Origin of the sequence: Alloalcanivorax venustensis (assembly GCF_047495515.1) — a bacterium.
Taxonomy (GTDB): Bacteria; Pseudomonadota; Gammaproteobacteria; order Pseudomonadales; family Alcanivoracaceae; genus Alloalcanivorax; species Alloalcanivorax venustensis.
This window is the reverse complement of sequence record NZ_CP179934.1, coordinates 2,029,298-2,045,773: the sequence shown is the minus strand read 5'-3', so window position 1 is coordinate 2,045,773 and position 16,476 is coordinate 2,029,298. Positions and strand designations below refer to the sequence as shown.

Here is a 16,476-nt window from a genome sequence, read left to right as displayed (position 1 = left end):
GAGGGGGAACACCATGCTGAGCGCCCTTCTGCGCATCACCTATATTCTGCTGCTGGTTCTCGGTATCGCCGGTCTGTTCTGGTTCGCGCCGCCGGACACGCCCACCTTCGCCGCCGTGATCATGGCGGCGGTGCTCTACGGCCCGCTGGCGTTAATGGCGGCGGCGCCGATCACGCTGCACCCGCGTTCGCTCACCTGGCTGTGTTTCCTGCTGCTTTTCTATTTTTGCGGCTATGTGGTGCAGTGCCTGAACCCGCCGCCGGTGCGCACCCTGGCCATCGTTCAGGTGTCGCTGACGGTGGTGCTGTTCCTGCTCGCCATGCAGCTCATGCGCCGGGGCGGCCGTGCGGATTGATGACCAGCTGCACATCGATACACCGGAGGGGGCGCGCCTGACGCTGTCCCTGGCCGGGCCGCTGCCGCGCGCCCTGGCCTACGGGATCGATCTGGCGATTCGCGGCCTGGCGCTGGCGCTGGTCGCGATTCCGCTGATGCTGTTCGGGCGCGGCGGAATGGGCCTCTACCTGGTGATGCTGTTCTTGATGGAATGGTTTTACCCGGTGTTGTTCGAAGCACTCTGGCAGGGGCGTACGCCGGGCAAACGGATGATGGGCCTGGCGGTGGTGCACGGCAACGGCGCGCCGCTGGGCTTTAACGGCAGCCTGGTGCGTAACCTGCTGCGCACCGCCGACCTGTTTCCGATGTTCTATCTCACCGGCTTCGTGGTGATGCTGATCACCCGACGCTCGCAGCGCCTCGGCGACCTGGCCGCCGACACCCTGGTGATCCACACGCCGCCGGCGCGCCCGGCGCGGCCCCACCAGGACGGCGACAGCGAAGCGCCGGACTGGCCGCTCAGCCGCGACGACCAACTGGTGTTGCTGGCCTTCACCGACCGGGGCGCGCGGCTCTCCGCCGAGCGTCAGGAGGAGCTCGCCGCCCTCGCCTACCCGGAGCTGGCGCCCGCCGCCGCCCGGGAAAAACTGCAGCGCGTGGCCCGGCACGTGTTGGGGGGCGCATGAGGCAGAGCCAGTTCGAGCAGCGTTACCGGCCCCAGTGGGAACGGCTGGAAACCAGTCTCACCGCGCTGGAAGCCCGCCGCCGCCCGCAGGCGTCGGCGCTCACCGATTTCACCGCCGACTACCAGAGCCTCTGCCACCAGCTGGCGCTGGCCCGCGAGCGCGGCTACAGCCTGGCGCTGCAGGAATACCTCAACGACCTGATGCTGCGCGCCCACCGCCAGCTGTACCGCTACCGCACCCCGCTGCTGCCCGGGCTGGTGGCGTTTTTCACCGGCGGCTTCCCACGCGCGGTGCGTTATCAGTGGCGCTGGCATCTGGTCAGCACGCTCTGCTTCGTGCTGTCCGCCGGCCTGGTGTGGGCGATGATCCTGCACGACCCGGAGCTGGTGCACACCGTGGTGGGCCCGCAGCAGGTGGCCGAACTGGAAGAGATGTACCACCCGGAGCTGCGCGACGTCAGCGGCCGCGACCGCCAGGACGATGTGATGATGTTCGGCTACTACATCTACAACAACATCGGCATCGCTTTCCGCACCTTCGCCGGCGGCCTGCTGCTGGGCGTGGGCGCGCTGGTGGCGATGCTCTTCAACGGCAGCTTCTTCGGCGCCGCCGCCGGCCACCTGACCCTGGCCGGCGCCGCGCAGCCGTTCTTCACCTTCGTGATCGCCCACGGCGCGCCGGAGCTGACCGCCATCTTCCTGGCCGGCGGCGCCGGCCTGCGCATGGGCTGGGCGGTGCTGGCGCCCGGCTCCTGGCGCCGGGTGGACGCCCTGCGGCGCGCCGCCGGCGAATGCCTGCCGGTGATGTACGGCGTGTTCGCGCTGCTGGTGCTGGCCGCGTTCATCGAGGCGTTCTGGTCGTCCCGGGAGCTGGCGCCGCAGATCAAGTACGGCGTGGGCGCCGCCTGCTGGGCATTGCTGGCGCTGTACCTGCTGTTCGCCGGCCGGCAACGCCGGCGCCAGGGAGGGCGGCATGGACCTGAATAAGCTCAACGCCCGCCTGGCACCGCGCTCGTGCTGGCAGGCCATGGATATGGGCACGCGCCTGTACCGGCACTGGTGGCGGTCGGCGGCGCTGGTGTGGGTGGTGTTCACCGGGTTGCCCTTCCTGGCGCTGGCCGGCCTCGCCGCCGCCTGGCAGAGCATCTGGCCAATGCTGCTGTTCTGGTGGCTCAAGCCGCTGTGGGAAAGGCCGCTGCTGGCGTTCTACAGCCGCGCCCTGTTCGATGACTATCCCGGCCCCTGGGCCCTGCTCAAAGGCTTTCGGGAGTACGGCCTGAACGGGCTGTTCGGGCAGCTCACCTGGCGGCGGCTGAGCCCGGCGCGGGGCATGCTTACCGGCGTCTGGCAGCTGGAAGGCAACCGCGGCGACGCCGCTTCCGGACGCATCGCGGTGTTGCTGCGCGCCCCCGGCCAGCGCCCGGCCACGCTGACGTTCACCCTGCTCACCCTGGAACACCTGATGACGGTGGCGCTGATCCTGCTGGCGATCACCCTGGCGCCGTGGCAGTTCAACCTGGAGTTCAGCGTCTGGTTCGGCGAGCAGAGCCGCCTGCACTGGGCCCTGGGCAACCTGTTCTGGTATCTGGTGCTGACCGTCACCGAGCCGCTGTACGTGGCCACCTCCTTCGCCCTCTACCTGAATCAGCGCACCCACCTGGAAGGCTGGGATCTGCAGCTGGGCCTGACTCGCATCGGCAAGCGCCGCGCCGCGCTGGGCCTGAGCCGGGGCGCCGGGGCGCTGGCGCTGATGGTGCTGTGCCTGGGCGGCCTGCCGGCGCCGGGCCAAGCCGAGCAACAAGACAGCAAGCAGCAGGCCGTGGAGCTGCTCGCCTCGGACACCTTCATGCCCATGGCGCTGCGCGAAGAGCGCCGCCTGAAGGAACAATTCCGCGACGACGACGGCGACAGCTGGTGGCGGGACCTGCTGCAGCGGCTGATCGACGGCCAGCGGGACAACGAACGGGGCGACCCGCTGGCGCTGCCGGAAGGCCTGATCCACGGGATCGGCTGGACGCTGCTGGTGGCGCTGCTGGCGGTGATCGCCTGGGCCCTGCTGCGCCGTCTTCCCGGCTCGCCGCTGCGCCGGCCGCCCACCGCCATGCCGGTGCAGGTGGCGGGCCTGGACACCCGCGCCGAGAATCTACCGGTGGACCTGGCCGGCGCTCTGGACGACGCGCTGCGCCAGGGCCGGGTGCGTGAGGCCCTGGCACTGCTGCTGCGCGACACCCTGGTCACCTTTTTCCGCCGGCACCCCACGCCGCTCACCCCCGGCGCCACCGAGCAGGACTGCCTGCGCGCCTACCGGCGGCTGCTGGGCGACACCCCGGCGGTGGTCTACCTGGAACGGCTCACCGAGGCCTGGACCCGCACCGCCTGGGCGCACCGCCCCACCACGCCGGAACAGGTCCAGGCGCTCTATGACCAATGGCGCGGACTGCGCCCGGCGGAGGCAAGAACATGAGCCGGCGGCGCGGCAGATTCTGGGGCGGCCTGGCGCTGCTGCTGGTGGTCGCCGCCCTGGTGTTCTATGTCTGGGCCACCGAGCCGGTACGCTATATGGCACCGGCGGCGCCGGACGCCTCGGTGCGCGGCAACCCCTACCTGGCCGCCCAGACCCTGCTGGAAAACTGGCAGCGCCCCACCCGCCGGATCTTCAGCACCGGCGCCCTGTTCCCGCTGCCGGACACCGGCACCACCCTGATTCTGGACGAATACCGGGGCGAGCTGGGCAGCGGTCGGATCGACGCCCTGTTCGACTGGGTGCAGCGCGGCGGCCATCTGATCGTCGCCGCCCGCCCGGCCTATCACTACGTGGCCGACGAAACCGGGGACAAGGACGGGAACAGCGAGCGGACCGGCGGCAACGACGACCCGCTACTGACGCCGCTGGGCCTGCACGCCGTCGCCGTGGAGACGGACACCGAGGACGACCCCTTCACCACCCTGCTGGACCGCTTCCAGCCCATGGAAAGCCTGTTCCTGGAGTATTGCCTGGGCGACAACGACGGCGACCTGTCGCCGCAGTGCGAGGCGCTCACCTGCGAAGCGCCGCCGTTACCGGCGCCGGCAACCTGGGTGTTCGCGGACGGCGACCGGCGGCAACTGCTGGCCTCGCCCGGCCAGGCCCTGCAGCATCGTCCCACCGACCTGCTGCCGGCGCTGCCGTCCTCCAAGGCCGACAATGCGGAGGGCGCGCAACTGGTTCACCTGTCTTGGGGCGACGGGCAGATGACCGTGCTCGCCGGCCTGACGCTGTGGGACAACCAGCACCTGCACTATTTCGACCACGCCTGGCTGCTGGAGCAGCTGATCGGCGACGGCCCGGTGTGGTTCGTGCAAGGCATCGACATGCCGCCGCTGCCGCTGTGGCTGTGGCAGCACGCCTGGCCGCTGATGTTGGCCCTGTTGCTCGCCCTGGCGGCCTGGCTGTGGCGGCGTCTGCCGCGCCCCGGGCCGCAGTGGCACGCCGCCGAAGCGGACCGCACCGATTACCTCGGCCACCTGCTGGCGCTGGGCCATTTCCATTGGCGCACCGGCCAGAGCGAGCGGCTAACGGCGCCGCTGCGCGACGAGGCGCGGCGGCGCCTGGACCTGCTTCACCCGGACCGGGACCAGGCCCTGGCGATCGCCGCCGAGCGGCTGGCCCTGCCCGAAGCCGCTCTGCGCGACGCCCTGAACAGCGGCAGCGCCACCCGACCACCGCGCCCCCGGGACCGCCAGCAATGGGCGGACCGGGTGGCGATACTGCAAACCCTTAGGAGCCGTTTATGACCAGCCAGACGGAACAGGCCGGCGCCCTGGCGCGCCGCATCGAAGAGCAGCTTAACCAGGTGCTGGTGGGCCAGCCGGCGATCACCCGGCAGGTGCTGATCGCCCTGATCACCGGCGGCCATGTGCTGATCGAAGGCGTGCCCGGGCTCGGCAAGACGCTGCTGGCGCGCAGCCTGGCGCGGGTGCTGGAGCTGGACTTTCAGCGCATCCAGTTCACCCCCGACCTGATGCCCTCGGACGTCACCGGCCACGCCCTGTTCGACAGCCAGAGCGGCGACTTCCGGGTGCGCAAGGGGCCGGCCTTCACCAACCTGCTGCTCGCCGACGAGATCAACCGGGCGCCGGCCAAGACCCAGGCGGCGCTGCTGGAAGTGATGCAGGAGCGGCAGATCACCATCGAGGGCGAGAGCTTCCCGCTGGCGCCGCCGTTCGTGGTGCTGGCCACCCAGAACCCGCTCGACCAGGAAGGCACCTACCCGCTGCCGGAGGCGGAGCTGGACCGCTTCCTGTTCAAGATTCTGATCGACTACCCGGACCAGGCGCACGAATCGCGCATGGTGGAGATGGTGCTCGACGGTCGGCTGCCGGACAGCCTGGACGCGGCGCAGCTGACGCCGGTCACCGACGCCGCCGGCATCCTGGAACTGACCCGCAGCGCCGAACAGGTGCTGATCGACCCGGCCCTGATCGACTACCTGCTGCGCCTGGTGCGCGCCACCCGCGAGCATCCCAGCCTGATCCAGGGCGGCAGCCCGCGCGCCAGCATCGCCCTGGCCCGCACCGCCAAAACCCAGGCGCTGCTCAGCGGCCGCGACTTCGTGGTGCCCGACGACGTCAAGGCGGTGGCGGCGCCGGTGCTGCGCCACCGCCTGCGCCTGGGCGTGGACGCGGAGCTGGAAGGCCAGACCGTGGAATCGGTGCTCGCGCAACTGCTGGAGCAGGTGGAGGCGCCCCGGCAATGATCGCCTTCCGGTCGATACAGGATGCAGGATTCAGGATGCAGCCAGGAGGCGTGAGCGGCTGGACCTCTTGTAGGCGCTTGCCCTGTGGGAGCTTGCCTGCAAGCGAAAGGCCGGCAAAGCCGGCCGGCAGGATTCCAGAGAGCCAGGACAGCGGATTGCCGACAGGGTCTCTGGGATCCTGCCGGGAGCTTCGCTCCCTTTCGCGGGCATGGCCCGCTCCCACAAAAAACCAGGCCTCGCCCCTGTATCCTGAATCCTGCATCCTGCATCGCGGTCGCCAGACCGCCGTGGAGGCCGCATGCGGATAAGGCCCGGACAGCGCCTGATCCAGGTCTTGCTGGTGTGGGCGGCGCTGGCCGTCTTGCCACTGGTGGCTCGCGTCGGGCTGCCGGAACTGGCAGCGCCGGCTCTACTGGCTTGGGCCGCGTTAGGCCTGGTCGGCGCCGCCTGGGCGCTGGACGATCTGCGCCGGTTGCGCGCGCGGCCGACGCCGGCGGCGGAGCGGCGGCTGCCGGCGGCGCTGGCGGTGGGCATCGCGCACACCGTCACCCTGCTGCTCGACAGTCGTGGCGCCGTCGCCGGTGAGCCGTGGCTGGTGGCCGATCACCACCCGCCGGACGATCCGCTCACCGGCCTGCCGCGCACCCTGGTGCCCGCCGTCGATCACGACCGCACCGAAGTGACCTACCGCTACCGGCCCACCCGGCGCGGCACCGTGCGGTTCGGCGATATCGAGCTGTGGCTGCCGTCGCCGCGCGGCCTCTGGCAGCAGCGCCGGCGCATCGCCGCCGAGCGGCGGGTGCCGGTCTATCCGGATTTTTCGCCGATCGCCCGCGCCGCCCTGGCGGTGGACAAAAGCCGTGGCCGCTTCGGGGCCCGGGTGCAGCCGCGCCGGGGCGAGGGCCTGGAATTCCACGAGCTGCGCGACTATCAGGCCGGCGACAGCCCGCGCCGCATCGACTGGAAGGCCAGCGCCCGCCGCCAGCGGCTGATCACCCGCCACTATCAGGACGAGCAGAACCAGAGCGTCTGGGTGCTGCTCGACGGCGGCCGTCGCATGGCGCTGCCGATCGGCGACCTGACCGCCTTCGACCATGGCCTTAACGCCGCCCTGCTGCTGGCCTGGTCGGCGCTGCGCCAGGGCGACCGGGCCGGCGCCATGCTGTTCTCGGCGGAAACGCCGCGCTGGCTGGATCCGGTGCACGGGCCCAACGGCATCCAGAGTCTGCTGAAAGGCTTCTACGACGTGCACCCCGCCGACCGCGCCAGCGACTTCAGCCAGGCGGCGCGGCACTTCCACGGCCGCTGGCGGCGGCGCGCCCTGGTGGTGATCATCAGCCGGGTGCAGGCGGAGGACAGCGACGACCTGCTCGCCGCCGTGCGTATGCTCAGCCGCCGCCACCTGGTGATGGTCGCCGACATGGAGCTGCCCGAGCAGGCCGCCCTGCGCCACGCCCGCGTGACCGGCGTGGACGACGCCCTGCGCGTCACCGCCGACGCCCACGAACAACACCTGCGCCGCGCCCTGCACGCGCGCCTTCGCCACGCCGGCGCGCAGCTGGTGGCGGCCACCCCGGACACCCTCGCCGAGCGCCTCGGCCAGGCCTACCAACAACTCAAGCAGGCCGGCCGCTTGTAGGAGCGGGCCTTTGTGGGAGCGGGCCTTGTGGGAGCGGGCCCTGCCCGCGAAAGGCCGGCAAAGCCGGCCGGCAGGATCCCAGAGAGGTTGTTTGTATAGCCTTTAGAGAGGCCTCTGGCATCCTGCCGGCAAGCAAAGCTTGCCTTTCGCTTGCTAGCAAGCTCCCACAAGGCTGGCTTCCACAAGCTCGCGTCGTTTTCACCGCCGCTGTGTTAGCGTCTTGATATTGAGTTTCTTCCAAGGATCAGGAGAACCCGATGAGTGATGATCCCCAGCAAAGCCCCGCCCCAGAACAAAAACCCAAGGTGCTGATCAACCCGCCGGTGTTCTTCACTTCGGTGGCGATCATCGCCGCCATGGTGCTGTTTTCGGTGATCGTGCCGGAAACCGCGGAAACCGTGTTCGACAACGTCAAAGCGCGGGTGATCAGCGACGCCGGCTGGTTCTACGTGCTCACCGTGGCGATCATCATCACCCTGGTGACCTTTCTGGCGGTGAGCCGCTTCGGGGACATCAAGTTGGGCAAGGATCACTCGGAGCCGGACTACAGCTACGGGTCCTGGTTCGCGATGCTGTTCTCCGCGGGCATGGGCATCGGCCTGATGTTCTTCGGCGTCGCCGAGCCGGTGACCCACTTCACCGCGCCGCCGATGGCGGACCCGGGCACCATCGCCGCCGCCAAGGAGGCGATGCGCGCCACCTTCTTCCACTGGGGGCTGCACGCCTGGAGCATCTACGCCATTGTCGGCCTGATTCTCGCCTACTTCAGTTTCCGGCACGGCCTGCCGCTGACGCTGCGCTCAGCGCTCTACCCGCTGATCGGCAAGAAAATCTACGGCCCGCTGGGCCACGCGGTGGACATCTTCGCGGTGGTGGGCACGGTGTTCGGCGTGGCCACCTCGCTGGGCTTCGGCGTCGAGCAGGTCAACGCCGGCCTGAACTATCTGTTCGGACTGCCCAAGAACGAATGGGTGCAGGTGGGGCTGATCGTCGCCATCACCGGCCTGGCCACCATCTCCGTGGTCACCGGCCTGGACGCCGGCATCCGCCGCCTGTCCGAACTGAACCTGGGGCTCGCCTTCCTGCTGCTGGCGTTCGTGCTGATCCTGGGCCCCACCGTGTTCCTGCTGAAAGCCTATGTGCAGAACCTGGGCGATTACCTTTCCGAGCTGGTCAGCATGACCTTCAACCTCTACACCTATCAGCCCAAGGTGGAGGACGGCCCGCAGGACTGGATGGGCGGCTGGACCCTGTTCTATTGGGGCTGGTGGATTTCCTGGTCGCCGTTCGTGGGCATGTTCATCGCCCGTGTTTCCCGCGGCCGCACCATCCGTGAATTCGCCCTGGGCGTGATGCTGGTGCCCGCCGGCTTCACCCTGTTCTGGATGACCGTGTTCGGCGATTCCGCGATCCGCATGATTCTGGACGGCTCCTACGCGCAACTGGCGGAATACGTGAAGGACGACAACGCGGTGGCGTTGTTCCGCTTCCTGGAGCAGTTCCCCTGGTCGGGCTTTATTTCCGGCGTCGCCACCCTGATGGTGGTGGTGTTCTTCGTCACCTCCTCGGACTCCGGTTCCATGGTGGTGGACATGCTGGCCTCCGGCGGCCACGACGACACCCCGGTGTGGCAGCGGATTTTCTGGGCCGGCTCCGAGGGTCTGGTGGCGATCGCGCTGATGCTGGCCGGCGGCCTGCAGGCGCTGCAGTCCGCCACCATCGCCTCGGCGCTGCCGTTCTCGGCGGTGCTGCTGATCGCCTGCTTCGGGCTGGTCCGATCCTTGAGGGTGGAAGGCATCCGGCGCACCAGCTTCCAGTCCAATCTGGGCACCGCGCCGGCGGCCATCCACGTGGGCCACACCGCGCCCACCGGCGGCTGGAAGTCGCGCCTGCGGGGCATGGTCAGCTTCCCGGGCCGCGCCCGGGTCGAGGCGTTCCTGCGCGACGTCGCCACACCGGCCCTTAACGCCGTGGCCGACGAACTGCGTGGCCACGGCCTGGAAGTGGAAGTGAAAGAAGCCGACGACCGCGCCACCCTGATCGTCGGTCACGCGGAGGAAACCGACTTTCTCTACGGCGTACGCATACGCGGCTACGCGCGCCCGTCGATCACCATGCGCCAGCTGGAGCACTCGAAACGTCACGCCGACAGCGACCAGTACTTCCGCGCCGACGTGTTCCTCAGCGAAGGCGGCCAGGACTACGACCTGATGGGCTTCACCCGCGAGCAGGTGATCAGTGACGTGCTCGACCAGTACGAGAAGCACATGCATTTCCTGCACATGCTGCGCTGATCAGACTTTGTAGAAGCGGGTCAGGGCGTCGAGCCAGAGGCGGGCGCGGGGCGGCGGGCCGTCGCGGTGCAGGCGCTCGGCGAGGGCCTGGACGTCGGCGGCGAAGCGGGCTTCGTCGCCGGGGTCGCCGTCCAGGTTGTCCAGGGAGACGCGGAACGGATGATTGCAGGCGGCGCAGAACAGCGCTTCCAGCGCCTGGGGCCGCACTTCCACGCGCAGGAATTCCGCCTGGGCGGCGGCGTCGCGGCCGTCCGGCGCGTACCAGTAGCCGTAGTCGTCCAGGCGCCGGCGGCGGGGGCCGGCCACGCACCAGTGCGCCACTTCATGGAGGGCGCTGCGGAAATAATCGCGGGTGTAGCGGATACGGGCGGGCTCACCCGCCACCGGTGTGCCTGCCAAATACACCGGCTCTTCGAAGCCGCCTTCCAACACGGTGTGGTGGCGCTCGAAAAAAGTGTCCCGAAACAGCGTTTCCAGGTCGGTGGCGCGGTGCACCACGCCACGGGATTGCGGTATGGTAGCCGCCCCGTGATCAGGCTGTAGTGCGCCATGTCCGCTCATCGTCTCGAATACCTTGCTCAGTTGCGTCTTGCCCTGCCGATCCTCGGCGGCCAGCTGGCGCAGACCGCCAACGGCTTCGTGGACACCATGATGGCGGGCCGGGTGGGCGCCGAGGATCTCGCCGCGGTGGCGGTGGGCGCCAGCATCTGGGTGCCGCTGTTCCTGTTCATGACCGGCGTGCTGATGAGCGCCACGCCGATTCTCTCCCGCCACCTCGGCGGCGAAGCTTACCATCGCGTCAACCCGGTGGCCCAGCAGGGGCTGTGGCTGGCGCTGGGGCTGGGCCTGTTCAGCGCGGTGATACTGCGCTCCATGGGGCCGCTGCTGGGCCTGATGGACGTGGACCCGGCGATCCGCCCGCTGGTGGCCGGTTATCTGGACGCGCTCAGCTGGGGCATGCCCGGCGCCGCCGTGCTGCTGGCATTGCGCAGCTACACCGAGGCGATGAACCACACCCGGCCGGTGCTGTGGATCAGCGTTATCGGCCTGGCCATCAACATTCCCGCCAACTATGTGCTGATCTACGGCAAGCTGGGTTTCCCCGCCATGGGCGGGGTCGGCTGCGGCTGGGCCACCAGCCTGGTGATGTGGAGCATGGCGCTGATGATGGGCGCTTATATCCGCCGTCATCCGGTCTACCGCCCGGCGCGGCTAACGCTGCGCGAGCGCCATCTGGAGCTGGCCAGCCTGGGCTACATGCTGCGGCTGGGGCTGCCGGTGGGGCTGTCGATTTTCTTCGAAGTGAGCATCTTCGCGGTGATCGCGCTGTTGATCAGCCGGCTGGGGCCGGAGATCGTCGCCGGCCATCAGATCGCGCTCAACTTCACCTCGCTGATTTTCATGATCCCGCTCAGTTTCGCCCTCGCTGCAACGGTGCGCGTGGGGCATGCGCGCGGCCGCCACGACAGCGCCGGGCTGAGCCGCGCGGTGCGCTGCTCGCTGGCGATGACCGGCGGCATCGGTCTGTTCGCCGGCCTGGCGCTGATCGTCAGCCGACCGTGGATTCCGCACATCTACACCGACAACCCGGAGGTGATCGCCCTGGCCGCCCACCTGCTGCTGTTCGCCGGCATTTACCAGGTGTCCGATGCCCTGCAGGTGTGCGCCAACGGTTGCCTGCGCGGCTTCGAAGACACCGCCTGGCCGATGCTGATGACGCTGGTGGCCTACTGGGGCGTGGGTCTGCCGGTGGGTTATGTGCTCGGGCTTACCGATCTGTGGGTGCCGGCCATGGGCCCGGCGGGCTTCTGGATCGGTCTGGTGTCGGGCCTCACCGCCGCCGCCGTGCTGCTCGGCATCCGCCTGCGCTGGCGGCTGCGACAACCGCTGGCGGCGCCGGCTACAAACCTTACGGTTGACGCATTGCATTGAACCTCTAAATGCGGATAATAACAATTCTTATTTGCTTTATTCGTCCGTGACGGGTGCCGACCCTTCGGCGCTGGGGATTGCATGTCCAAACATTCTTTGCAGCGGTTCGCCGCCTCCCCCGGACTCGGCGTGGCGTCGCGCACGCTGGCCGCCGTGTTCGGCGGCTACGCCCTGGCCGCCTGCGCCACCACCGCCCTCGCCCTGTGGCTGCCGGCGGCGCCGGCCACGGCGGTGATCACCGCCAACCTGCTCTCTTTTCTGATCTACACGGTGGCGGTGCTGTGGGCGTTCGCCACCCGCAGCGCCGCCCGCGCCTGGGCGGGCATCGTGATTCCAGCGCTGATGCTGGCCGCCCTCGCCTGGTTGGGCGGCGCGGAGAACCTGCTGTGAAGGCGGGTCTGCGGCAATCCATGGCCTGGCTGCACACCTGGAGTGGCCTGTTACTGGGCTGGCTGCTGCTGGCCATGTTCGTGACCGGCACCAGTGCCTATTTCCGCGAGGAAATCTCCCTGTGGATGGCACCGGAACTGCACCACTCGCAGCCGTCGCCGGACACCCCGGCACTGGCTTGGGCGGCGCTCAACGCCAAGGCCCCGGACGCGAAAAGCTGGGACATTCAGCTGCCCGAGGCCCGTTCGCCGGTGGCGCAGCTGCGCTGGCAGCCGGATACCCCTCAGGCCGAGGGCGGCGGACGCCGACGCGGCGAGCAGGCGGTGATGGACGCCGGCACCGGCGAGCTGCTGACGCCGCGCGCCAGCCGGGGCGGCGACTTTCTTTACCGCTTTCACTTTGAGCTGTACGGGGTGCCGCGTATCTGGGCACGCTGGCTGGTGTGCGTGGCCACCATGTTCATGCTGGTGGCGATCGTCAGCGGCGTGATCACCCACAAGAAAATCTTCAAGGATTTCTTCACCTTCCGGCCCGGCAAGGGCCAGCGCTCCTGGCTGGACAGCCACAACGCCACGGCGGTGCTGGCGCTGCCGTTTCATTTCATGATCACCTATTCGGGTCTGCTGATTTTCATGGTGATGCTGATGCCCTGGGGCATGAACGCGGCCTACGAAGACGGCTGGCGCGGCTTCTTCCAGGACGTGTTTCCGCGCGAGGAGGCCGCCGCCGAGGGCGGCGCGGCGGCGCCGATGGTGGACATCGCGCCGCTGGTGGCGCGCACCCGGGCCACCTTCGACCAGCCGGTGCGCCGCATCAGCGTGGACTGGCCCAACCGGGACAACGCGGTGATCCGCGTATCCACGGCGAAAGATCCCCACATCACCGACCAGCGCCGGGGCGGCAACCCCACCCTGGTGTTCAACGGCGGCACCGGCGAGTTGCTGGAAACGCGACCGGGCGACGAGGCGGTGCCCGGCGCCTTCCGGGTCTACAACCTGCTGGTCAACCTGCACCTGGCGCGCTTCGCCGACCCCACGGTGCGCTGGCTGTTCTTCCTGTTCGGCGTGGGCGGCACCGCCATGGTCGCCACCGGCATGCTGCTGTGGGTGTCCAAGCGCACCCAGCAGCTGCGCGGCAAGGCGCCGGGCGCCGCGCTGCGGCTGGTGAACGGGCTCAACATCGCCTCGCTCACCGGCCTGCTGGGCGCGCTGGCCGCCTACTTCGCCGCCAACCGGCTGCTGCCGGTGGAGCTGGCCGCCCGGGAGAGCTGGGAGATCCGCGTGTTCTTCCTGACCTGGCTGCTGGCCCTGGGCCACGCCCTGCTGCGCCCGGACCGGCGCGGCTGGATCGAGCAGCTGGCGGCAATCACCGTGCTGTGGGCGGCGTTGCCGCTATTGAATGTGGCCACCACCGACAGCCACCTGTTCAGCGCCACCGCCTGGCGAACCGGCGCGCTGGCCGGGTTCGATGTGGTGTGTTTGCTGATGGCGGCGACCGGCGGCTACGCGCTGTGGCGGGTGGTGCGGAAGCAACCCGTTCGCGGGCGCGGCCCGCTCCCACAACGACGCACGGCGGAGGATGGCGCATGACGGTCATTGCCGTGACGTTGCCGCTGAGCCTGGCCTACGCCGGCCTGACCGCCCTGGCGCTGGCGATGAAACGCCACCATGAAGCGGCTGTCGGCGCGAAACCCCCGGCGGCACGGCTGCGTGCTTTTCGTGTCGCCGGCTGGGTGCTGATGGCGTTGATGGTGGCCAGCTGCCTGCGGCTGTGGCCCACCGGCCTGGCGCTGGCGATGGCGCTGGGCCTGGTCACCCTGGCGGGCTTGCCGCTGGTGTTTTTGCTGCCGTACAGGCCGCGTTTGATGGTGCGGCTGGCGCCGGCTCTGCCGGTGCTGGCGTTGATCGCCACGGCAGTGATATAGGGGTTCGCGGGCGGGGCCCGCTCCCACAAGGCCCACTCTCTAAATGGAGCATGATCAGGTTGCGTCGCCGAGCACGAAGGAATCGATCAGGGTGCTGAGGCGGCCGGCGTGGCCGCGCATCTCGGCGGCGTTGCCGGAGGTCTGATGGACCATGGCGGCGTTTTGCTGGGTGACGGAATCCATCTCCGCCACGGCGGTGTTCACCTGGCCGATGCCGCTGCTCTGCTCGGCGGCGCCGCTGCTGATCTCCTCGATCACCTCGGTGACCCGGGCGACGCTGTCGACGATACCGCGCATGGTCTCGCCGGCCTGGCGGACCAGTTCCGAACCTTCCCGGGTGCGCGACACCGAGGTGTCGATCAAGGCGCGGATCTCGCGCGCGGCTTCGCCGGCGCGGCCGGCCAGGTTGCGCACTTCTTCGGCCACCACCGCGAAACCGCGCCCGTGCTCGCCGGCGCGGGCCGCCTCCACCGAGGCGTTGAGGGCGAGAATGTTGGTCTGGAAGGCGATGCCGTCGATCAGGGTCACGATCTCGTTCACACGGGTGGCGGAGTCACTGATCTCGCCCATGGTGGTTTCCACCTGGCCCATCACCGCCAGGCCGTCGCCGGCCACCTTCCCGGTGCCCGCCACCAGCTTGTTGGCCTGACCGGCGGATTCGGCGCTGTGATTGACGGTGGCGGTGATCTCCTCCATGGAGGCGGACGTCTCCTGCAGGTTGGCGGCGGCCTGCTCGGTGCGCGTGGCCAACTCCTCGCTGCTCAGCGCGATCTCATCGGCGGCGCGGTTCACGTGGCGGGTGCTGCCGCGCACCTCCAGCAGGGTCTCCTGCATGCGCGCCACGAAGCCGTTGAACTGATTGGCCAGCTCGCCGACTTCGTCGTCGGTGGTCACCGCCAACCGGCGCGTCAGATCGCCCTTGCCGCGGGCGATGTCTTCCATGGCCGTGGCGGTATCGCGGATCGGCCGCACGGTGCGGCGCACCATCCAGGCGGCGCCGGCGCCCACCAGCGCCATCAGCCCCAGGCCGGTGAGCACGGTGGTGATCATCGATCGCTTCAGCGACGCCATCGCCTCCGCTTCCGCCAGCGCCATGCTCTTGTCCACCTCGGTGGCGTACACCCCGGCGCCGATCATCCAATCCCACTGCGGAATGGCGGTGGCGTAGGAGTACTTTGCTTCCACCGTCTCGGTGGCCGGGTTGGTCCAGCGGTACTGGTAATAACCGCCGCCGTCGCGGGCCGCGGCGATCAGATCGCGAATCACATACTGGCCGTCTTCGTCCTGCAGGTCCCAACTGTTGCCGCCGACGCTGTCGGTGCGCGAGGCCGCCACGTTGCCCTGGAAGTCATACACGAACAGATAGTTGCCGCCGCCGAAGGTGACGTTGCCGAGGATCTCCCGGGCACGGGCCTGGGCTTCGGCCTGCTGTTCCGGCGGCGCGTCGGCCAGGTGGCTCACCGACGCCTTGGCGGCGTCGACCAGATTCTTGATGCCCTGCTGGCGCGATTCGATCAGCGCGGACCGTTGCTCGGCCAGGCTTTCGCGGGTTTCCCGGCGGCTTTCCAGGGTGGCCAACACCTCCAGAATCAAGGTAATCAGGAACACCGGGCCCAGGGCCAGAAGCAGCATCTTGTTCTGCAGGTTGGAGCGAATACTAAAACGGGAGGAACGGGACATGACGGCTTTCCGGCTTGTAAGTTTCGTATGCGCGTGGCGCCTGGCCGGTTCATCGGCTGATCCGATCGCCGCTTTAATTCCCGCAAAACAGCGCTTGCGCGCCCCGCCGCCACCGTCTAGTGTGAAAACATAGGCTGCGCGGAGGTGTTTATGGCAAACCGGCGTGACCCCATCGGCGACACGAAGCGTCCCAACAACGTGTTGCCATTCACCCCACGACGGCGAGCCGCTTCGCCGCCGATTCTCAGGCTCTCCCCTGAATACGACGGCATGGAACTGCTCTATGCCAACGACCAGCATCCCGACACTCTTTTCTCGGTCAAAATCCTGGCCTGGGCACGCCTGGAAAACGGCGACACCCTGGCGATGGTGCCGTGGCTGAGAAAGCTGGCCAGTGCCCATGAGCTGGCGGACCCGCTCAACGGGCGCTGGGAAGGCTACCGGCTGCCGGAGAGCGACCACCTGTTCTGCGAAGCGCCACCGCACAAGGTCCAGGAGCTGGACGCCGCGGTGTCCTTCTTCGGCAAACCGACCTTCGACAATCCCGCCCGGGGCCTGGTGCAGGAGATCCCCGACACCATCGGCACCCACGCGGTGTTTTCCGAGGACGAGTTCGAAACCCTGAGCCTGATGGAAGTGGTGAGCTGGCGCCTGTACGGCGACGGCACCGCCCGGGCCATGGTCGCCGACGAGGCAGCGGTCACCCAGACCCCGGTGCTGCCCGGCGACCACTGCCTGGTGCCCGCGCAGAAGGAGCCGGATTTCCGCTACTTCTTCCAGCACGGCATCGCCAACCGGCTCAAGGAACACGACCCGGAGGCGCTGGCCGCCATCGCCATGCTCAACGCCCGGCAGTAACC

Annotated in this window: 15 protein-coding genes; 13 read left to right on the top strand and 2 right to left on the bottom strand. The window is 68.9% G+C overall.

The genetic code is table 11. The annotated features are described in order from the left end of the window. Positions 1-13 precede the first annotated feature (13 nt). From ACMG4O_RS09615 to betT, 8 genes are all read left to right on the top strand, one after another. On the top strand, positions 14-355 hold the full coding sequence (locus ACMG4O_RS09615; protein ID WP_142949383.1) for a DUF2069 domain-containing protein: 342 nt from the start codon (positions 14-16) through the stop codon (positions 353-355). Then, on the top strand, positions 345-1,022 hold the full coding sequence (locus ACMG4O_RS09610) for an RDD family protein (protein ID WP_142949384.1): 678 nt from the start codon (positions 345-347) through the stop codon (positions 1,020-1,022). The genes ACMG4O_RS09615 and ACMG4O_RS09610 overlap by 11 nt, the downstream gene beginning before the upstream one ends. Then, positions 1,019-2,008, top strand: coding sequence for a stage II sporulation protein M (locus ACMG4O_RS09605; protein WP_194856629.1), 990 nt, complete (start codon positions 1,019-1,021; stop codon positions 2,006-2,008). The genes ACMG4O_RS09610 and ACMG4O_RS09605 overlap by 4 nt, the downstream gene beginning before the upstream one ends. Further along, positions 1,995-3,485 (top strand): DUF4129 domain-containing protein, encoded by a 1,491-nt coding sequence (locus ACMG4O_RS09600; RefSeq protein ID WP_414433705.1) that lies wholly within the window; start codon positions 1,995-1,997, stop codon positions 3,483-3,485. The genes ACMG4O_RS09605 and ACMG4O_RS09600 overlap by 14 nt, the downstream gene beginning before the upstream one ends. Further along, a complete protein-coding gene (locus ACMG4O_RS09595; protein ID WP_414433704.1) occupies positions 3,482-4,795 on the top strand; it encodes a DUF4350 domain-containing protein in 1,314 nt (437 codons plus the stop codon). The genes ACMG4O_RS09600 and ACMG4O_RS09595 overlap by 4 nt, the downstream gene beginning before the upstream one ends. Beyond that, the gene (locus tag ACMG4O_RS09590) at positions 4,792-5,757 is read left to right on the top strand and encodes an AAA family ATPase (RefSeq protein WP_142949388.1); all 966 of its coding nucleotides are present in this window, start codon (positions 4,792-4,794) and stop codon (positions 5,755-5,757) included. The genes ACMG4O_RS09595 and ACMG4O_RS09590 overlap by 4 nt, the downstream gene beginning before the upstream one ends. Positions 5,758-6,055: 298 nt before the next feature. After that, positions 6,056-7,396, top strand: a complete 1,341-nt coding sequence (locus ACMG4O_RS09585; RefSeq protein WP_414433703.1) for a DUF58 domain-containing protein — start codon at positions 6,056-6,058, stop codon at positions 7,394-7,396. Between the two features lie 257 nt (positions 7,397-7,653). Then, positions 7,654-9,690: a choline BCCT transporter BetT gene (gene betT / locus ACMG4O_RS09580; RefSeq protein ID WP_370202984.1), complete on the top strand. Its 2,037-nt coding sequence runs from the start codon at positions 7,654-7,656 to the stop codon at positions 9,688-9,690. Here betT and ACMG4O_RS09575 read toward each other — a convergent pair whose 3' ends face one another. Then, on the bottom strand, positions 9,691-10,251 hold the full coding sequence (locus ACMG4O_RS09575; RefSeq protein ID WP_370202983.1) for an elongation factor P hydroxylase: 561 nt from the start codon (positions 10,249-10,251) through the stop codon (positions 9,691-9,693). Between ACMG4O_RS09575 and ACMG4O_RS09570 the strand changes: the two genes are divergently transcribed. The 4 genes from ACMG4O_RS09570 to ACMG4O_RS09555 all read left to right on the top strand — a co-directional run bounded on the left by ACMG4O_RS09570 (position 10,240) and on the right by ACMG4O_RS09555 (position 13,936). Continuing rightward, the gene (locus ACMG4O_RS09570; RefSeq protein WP_414433702.1) at positions 10,240-11,622 is read left to right on the top strand and encodes an MATE family efflux transporter; all 1,383 of its coding nucleotides are present in this window, start codon (positions 10,240-10,242) and stop codon (positions 11,620-11,622) included. The two genes, ACMG4O_RS09575 and ACMG4O_RS09570, sit on opposite strands and share 12 nt — an antisense overlap. Before the next feature lie 81 nt (positions 11,623-11,703). Beyond that, complete coding sequence (locus tag ACMG4O_RS09565; protein ID WP_414433701.1) at positions 11,704-12,012, top strand: DUF3649 domain-containing protein; 309 nt, start codon at positions 11,704-11,706, stop codon at positions 12,010-12,012. Further along, positions 12,009-13,601 (top strand): PepSY-associated TM helix domain-containing protein, encoded by a 1,593-nt coding sequence (locus ACMG4O_RS09560; protein ID WP_414433700.1) that lies wholly within the window; start codon positions 12,009-12,011, stop codon positions 13,599-13,601. Before ACMG4O_RS09565 ends, ACMG4O_RS09560 begins: the two co-directional genes overlap by 4 nt. Continuing rightward, positions 13,598-13,936 carry a DUF3325 domain-containing protein gene (locus ACMG4O_RS09555; protein ID WP_414433699.1) on the top strand — a complete coding sequence of 113 codons (339 nt, stop codon included), beginning with the start codon at positions 13,598-13,600 and terminating at the stop codon, positions 13,934-13,936. The genes ACMG4O_RS09560 and ACMG4O_RS09555 overlap by 4 nt, the downstream gene beginning before the upstream one ends. 54 nt (positions 13,937-13,990) lie before the next feature. On the opposite strand, the gene ACMG4O_RS09550 is transcribed toward ACMG4O_RS09555, so the two are convergent. Continuing rightward, the gene (locus ACMG4O_RS09550) at positions 13,991-15,616 is read right to left on the bottom strand and encodes a methyl-accepting chemotaxis protein (protein WP_414433698.1); all 1,626 of its coding nucleotides are present in this window, start codon (positions 15,614-15,616) and stop codon (positions 13,991-13,993) included. 150 nt (positions 15,617-15,766) lie between these two features. Between ACMG4O_RS09550 and ACMG4O_RS09545 the strand changes: the two genes are divergently transcribed. Beyond that, positions 15,767-16,474, top strand: coding sequence for a hypothetical protein (locus ACMG4O_RS09545; RefSeq protein WP_414433697.1), 708 nt, complete (start codon positions 15,767-15,769; stop codon positions 16,472-16,474). The last annotated feature ends 2 nt before the right edge of the window (positions 16,475-16,476 follow it).

Coding starts and splice junctions, on each gene's coding strand:
- ACMG4O_RS09565 (WP_414433701.1), top strand. CDS start 11,704: ATGTCCAAACATTCTTTGCAGCGGTTCGCCGCCTCCCCCGGACTCGGC.
- ACMG4O_RS09585 (WP_414433703.1), top strand. CDS start 6,056: ATGCGGATAAGGCCCGGACAGCGCCTGATCCAGGTCTTGCTGGTGTGG.
- ACMG4O_RS09570 (WP_414433702.1), top strand. CDS start 10,240: ATGTCCGCTCATCGTCTCGAATACCTTGCTCAGTTGCGTCTTGCCCTG.
- ACMG4O_RS09600 (WP_414433705.1), top strand. CDS start 1,995: ATGGACCTGAATAAGCTCAACGCCCGCCTGGCACCGCGCTCGTGCTGG.
- betT (WP_370202984.1), top strand. CDS start 7,654: ATGAGTGATGATCCCCAGCAAAGCCCCGCCCCAGAACAAAAACCCAAG.
- ACMG4O_RS09590 (WP_142949388.1), top strand. CDS start 4,792: ATGACCAGCCAGACGGAACAGGCCGGCGCCCTGGCGCGCCGCATCGAA.
- ACMG4O_RS09550 (WP_414433698.1), bottom strand. CDS start 15,616: ATGTCCCGTTCCTCCCGTTTTAGTATTCGCTCCAACCTGCAGAACAAG.
- ACMG4O_RS09615 (WP_142949383.1), top strand. CDS start 14: ATGCTGAGCGCCCTTCTGCGCATCACCTATATTCTGCTGCTGGTTCTC.
- ACMG4O_RS09575 (WP_370202983.1), bottom strand. CDS start 10,251: ATGAGCGGACATGGCGCACTACAGCCTGATCACGGGGCGGCTACCATA.
- ACMG4O_RS09595 (WP_414433704.1), top strand. CDS start 3,482: ATGAGCCGGCGGCGCGGCAGATTCTGGGGCGGCCTGGCGCTGCTGCTG.
- ACMG4O_RS09555 (WP_414433699.1), top strand. CDS start 13,598: ATGACGGTCATTGCCGTGACGTTGCCGCTGAGCCTGGCCTACGCCGGC.
- ACMG4O_RS09545 (WP_414433697.1), top strand. CDS start 15,767: ATGGCAAACCGGCGTGACCCCATCGGCGACACGAAGCGTCCCAACAAC.
- ACMG4O_RS09605 (WP_194856629.1), top strand. CDS start 1,019: ATGAGGCAGAGCCAGTTCGAGCAGCGTTACCGGCCCCAGTGGGAACGG.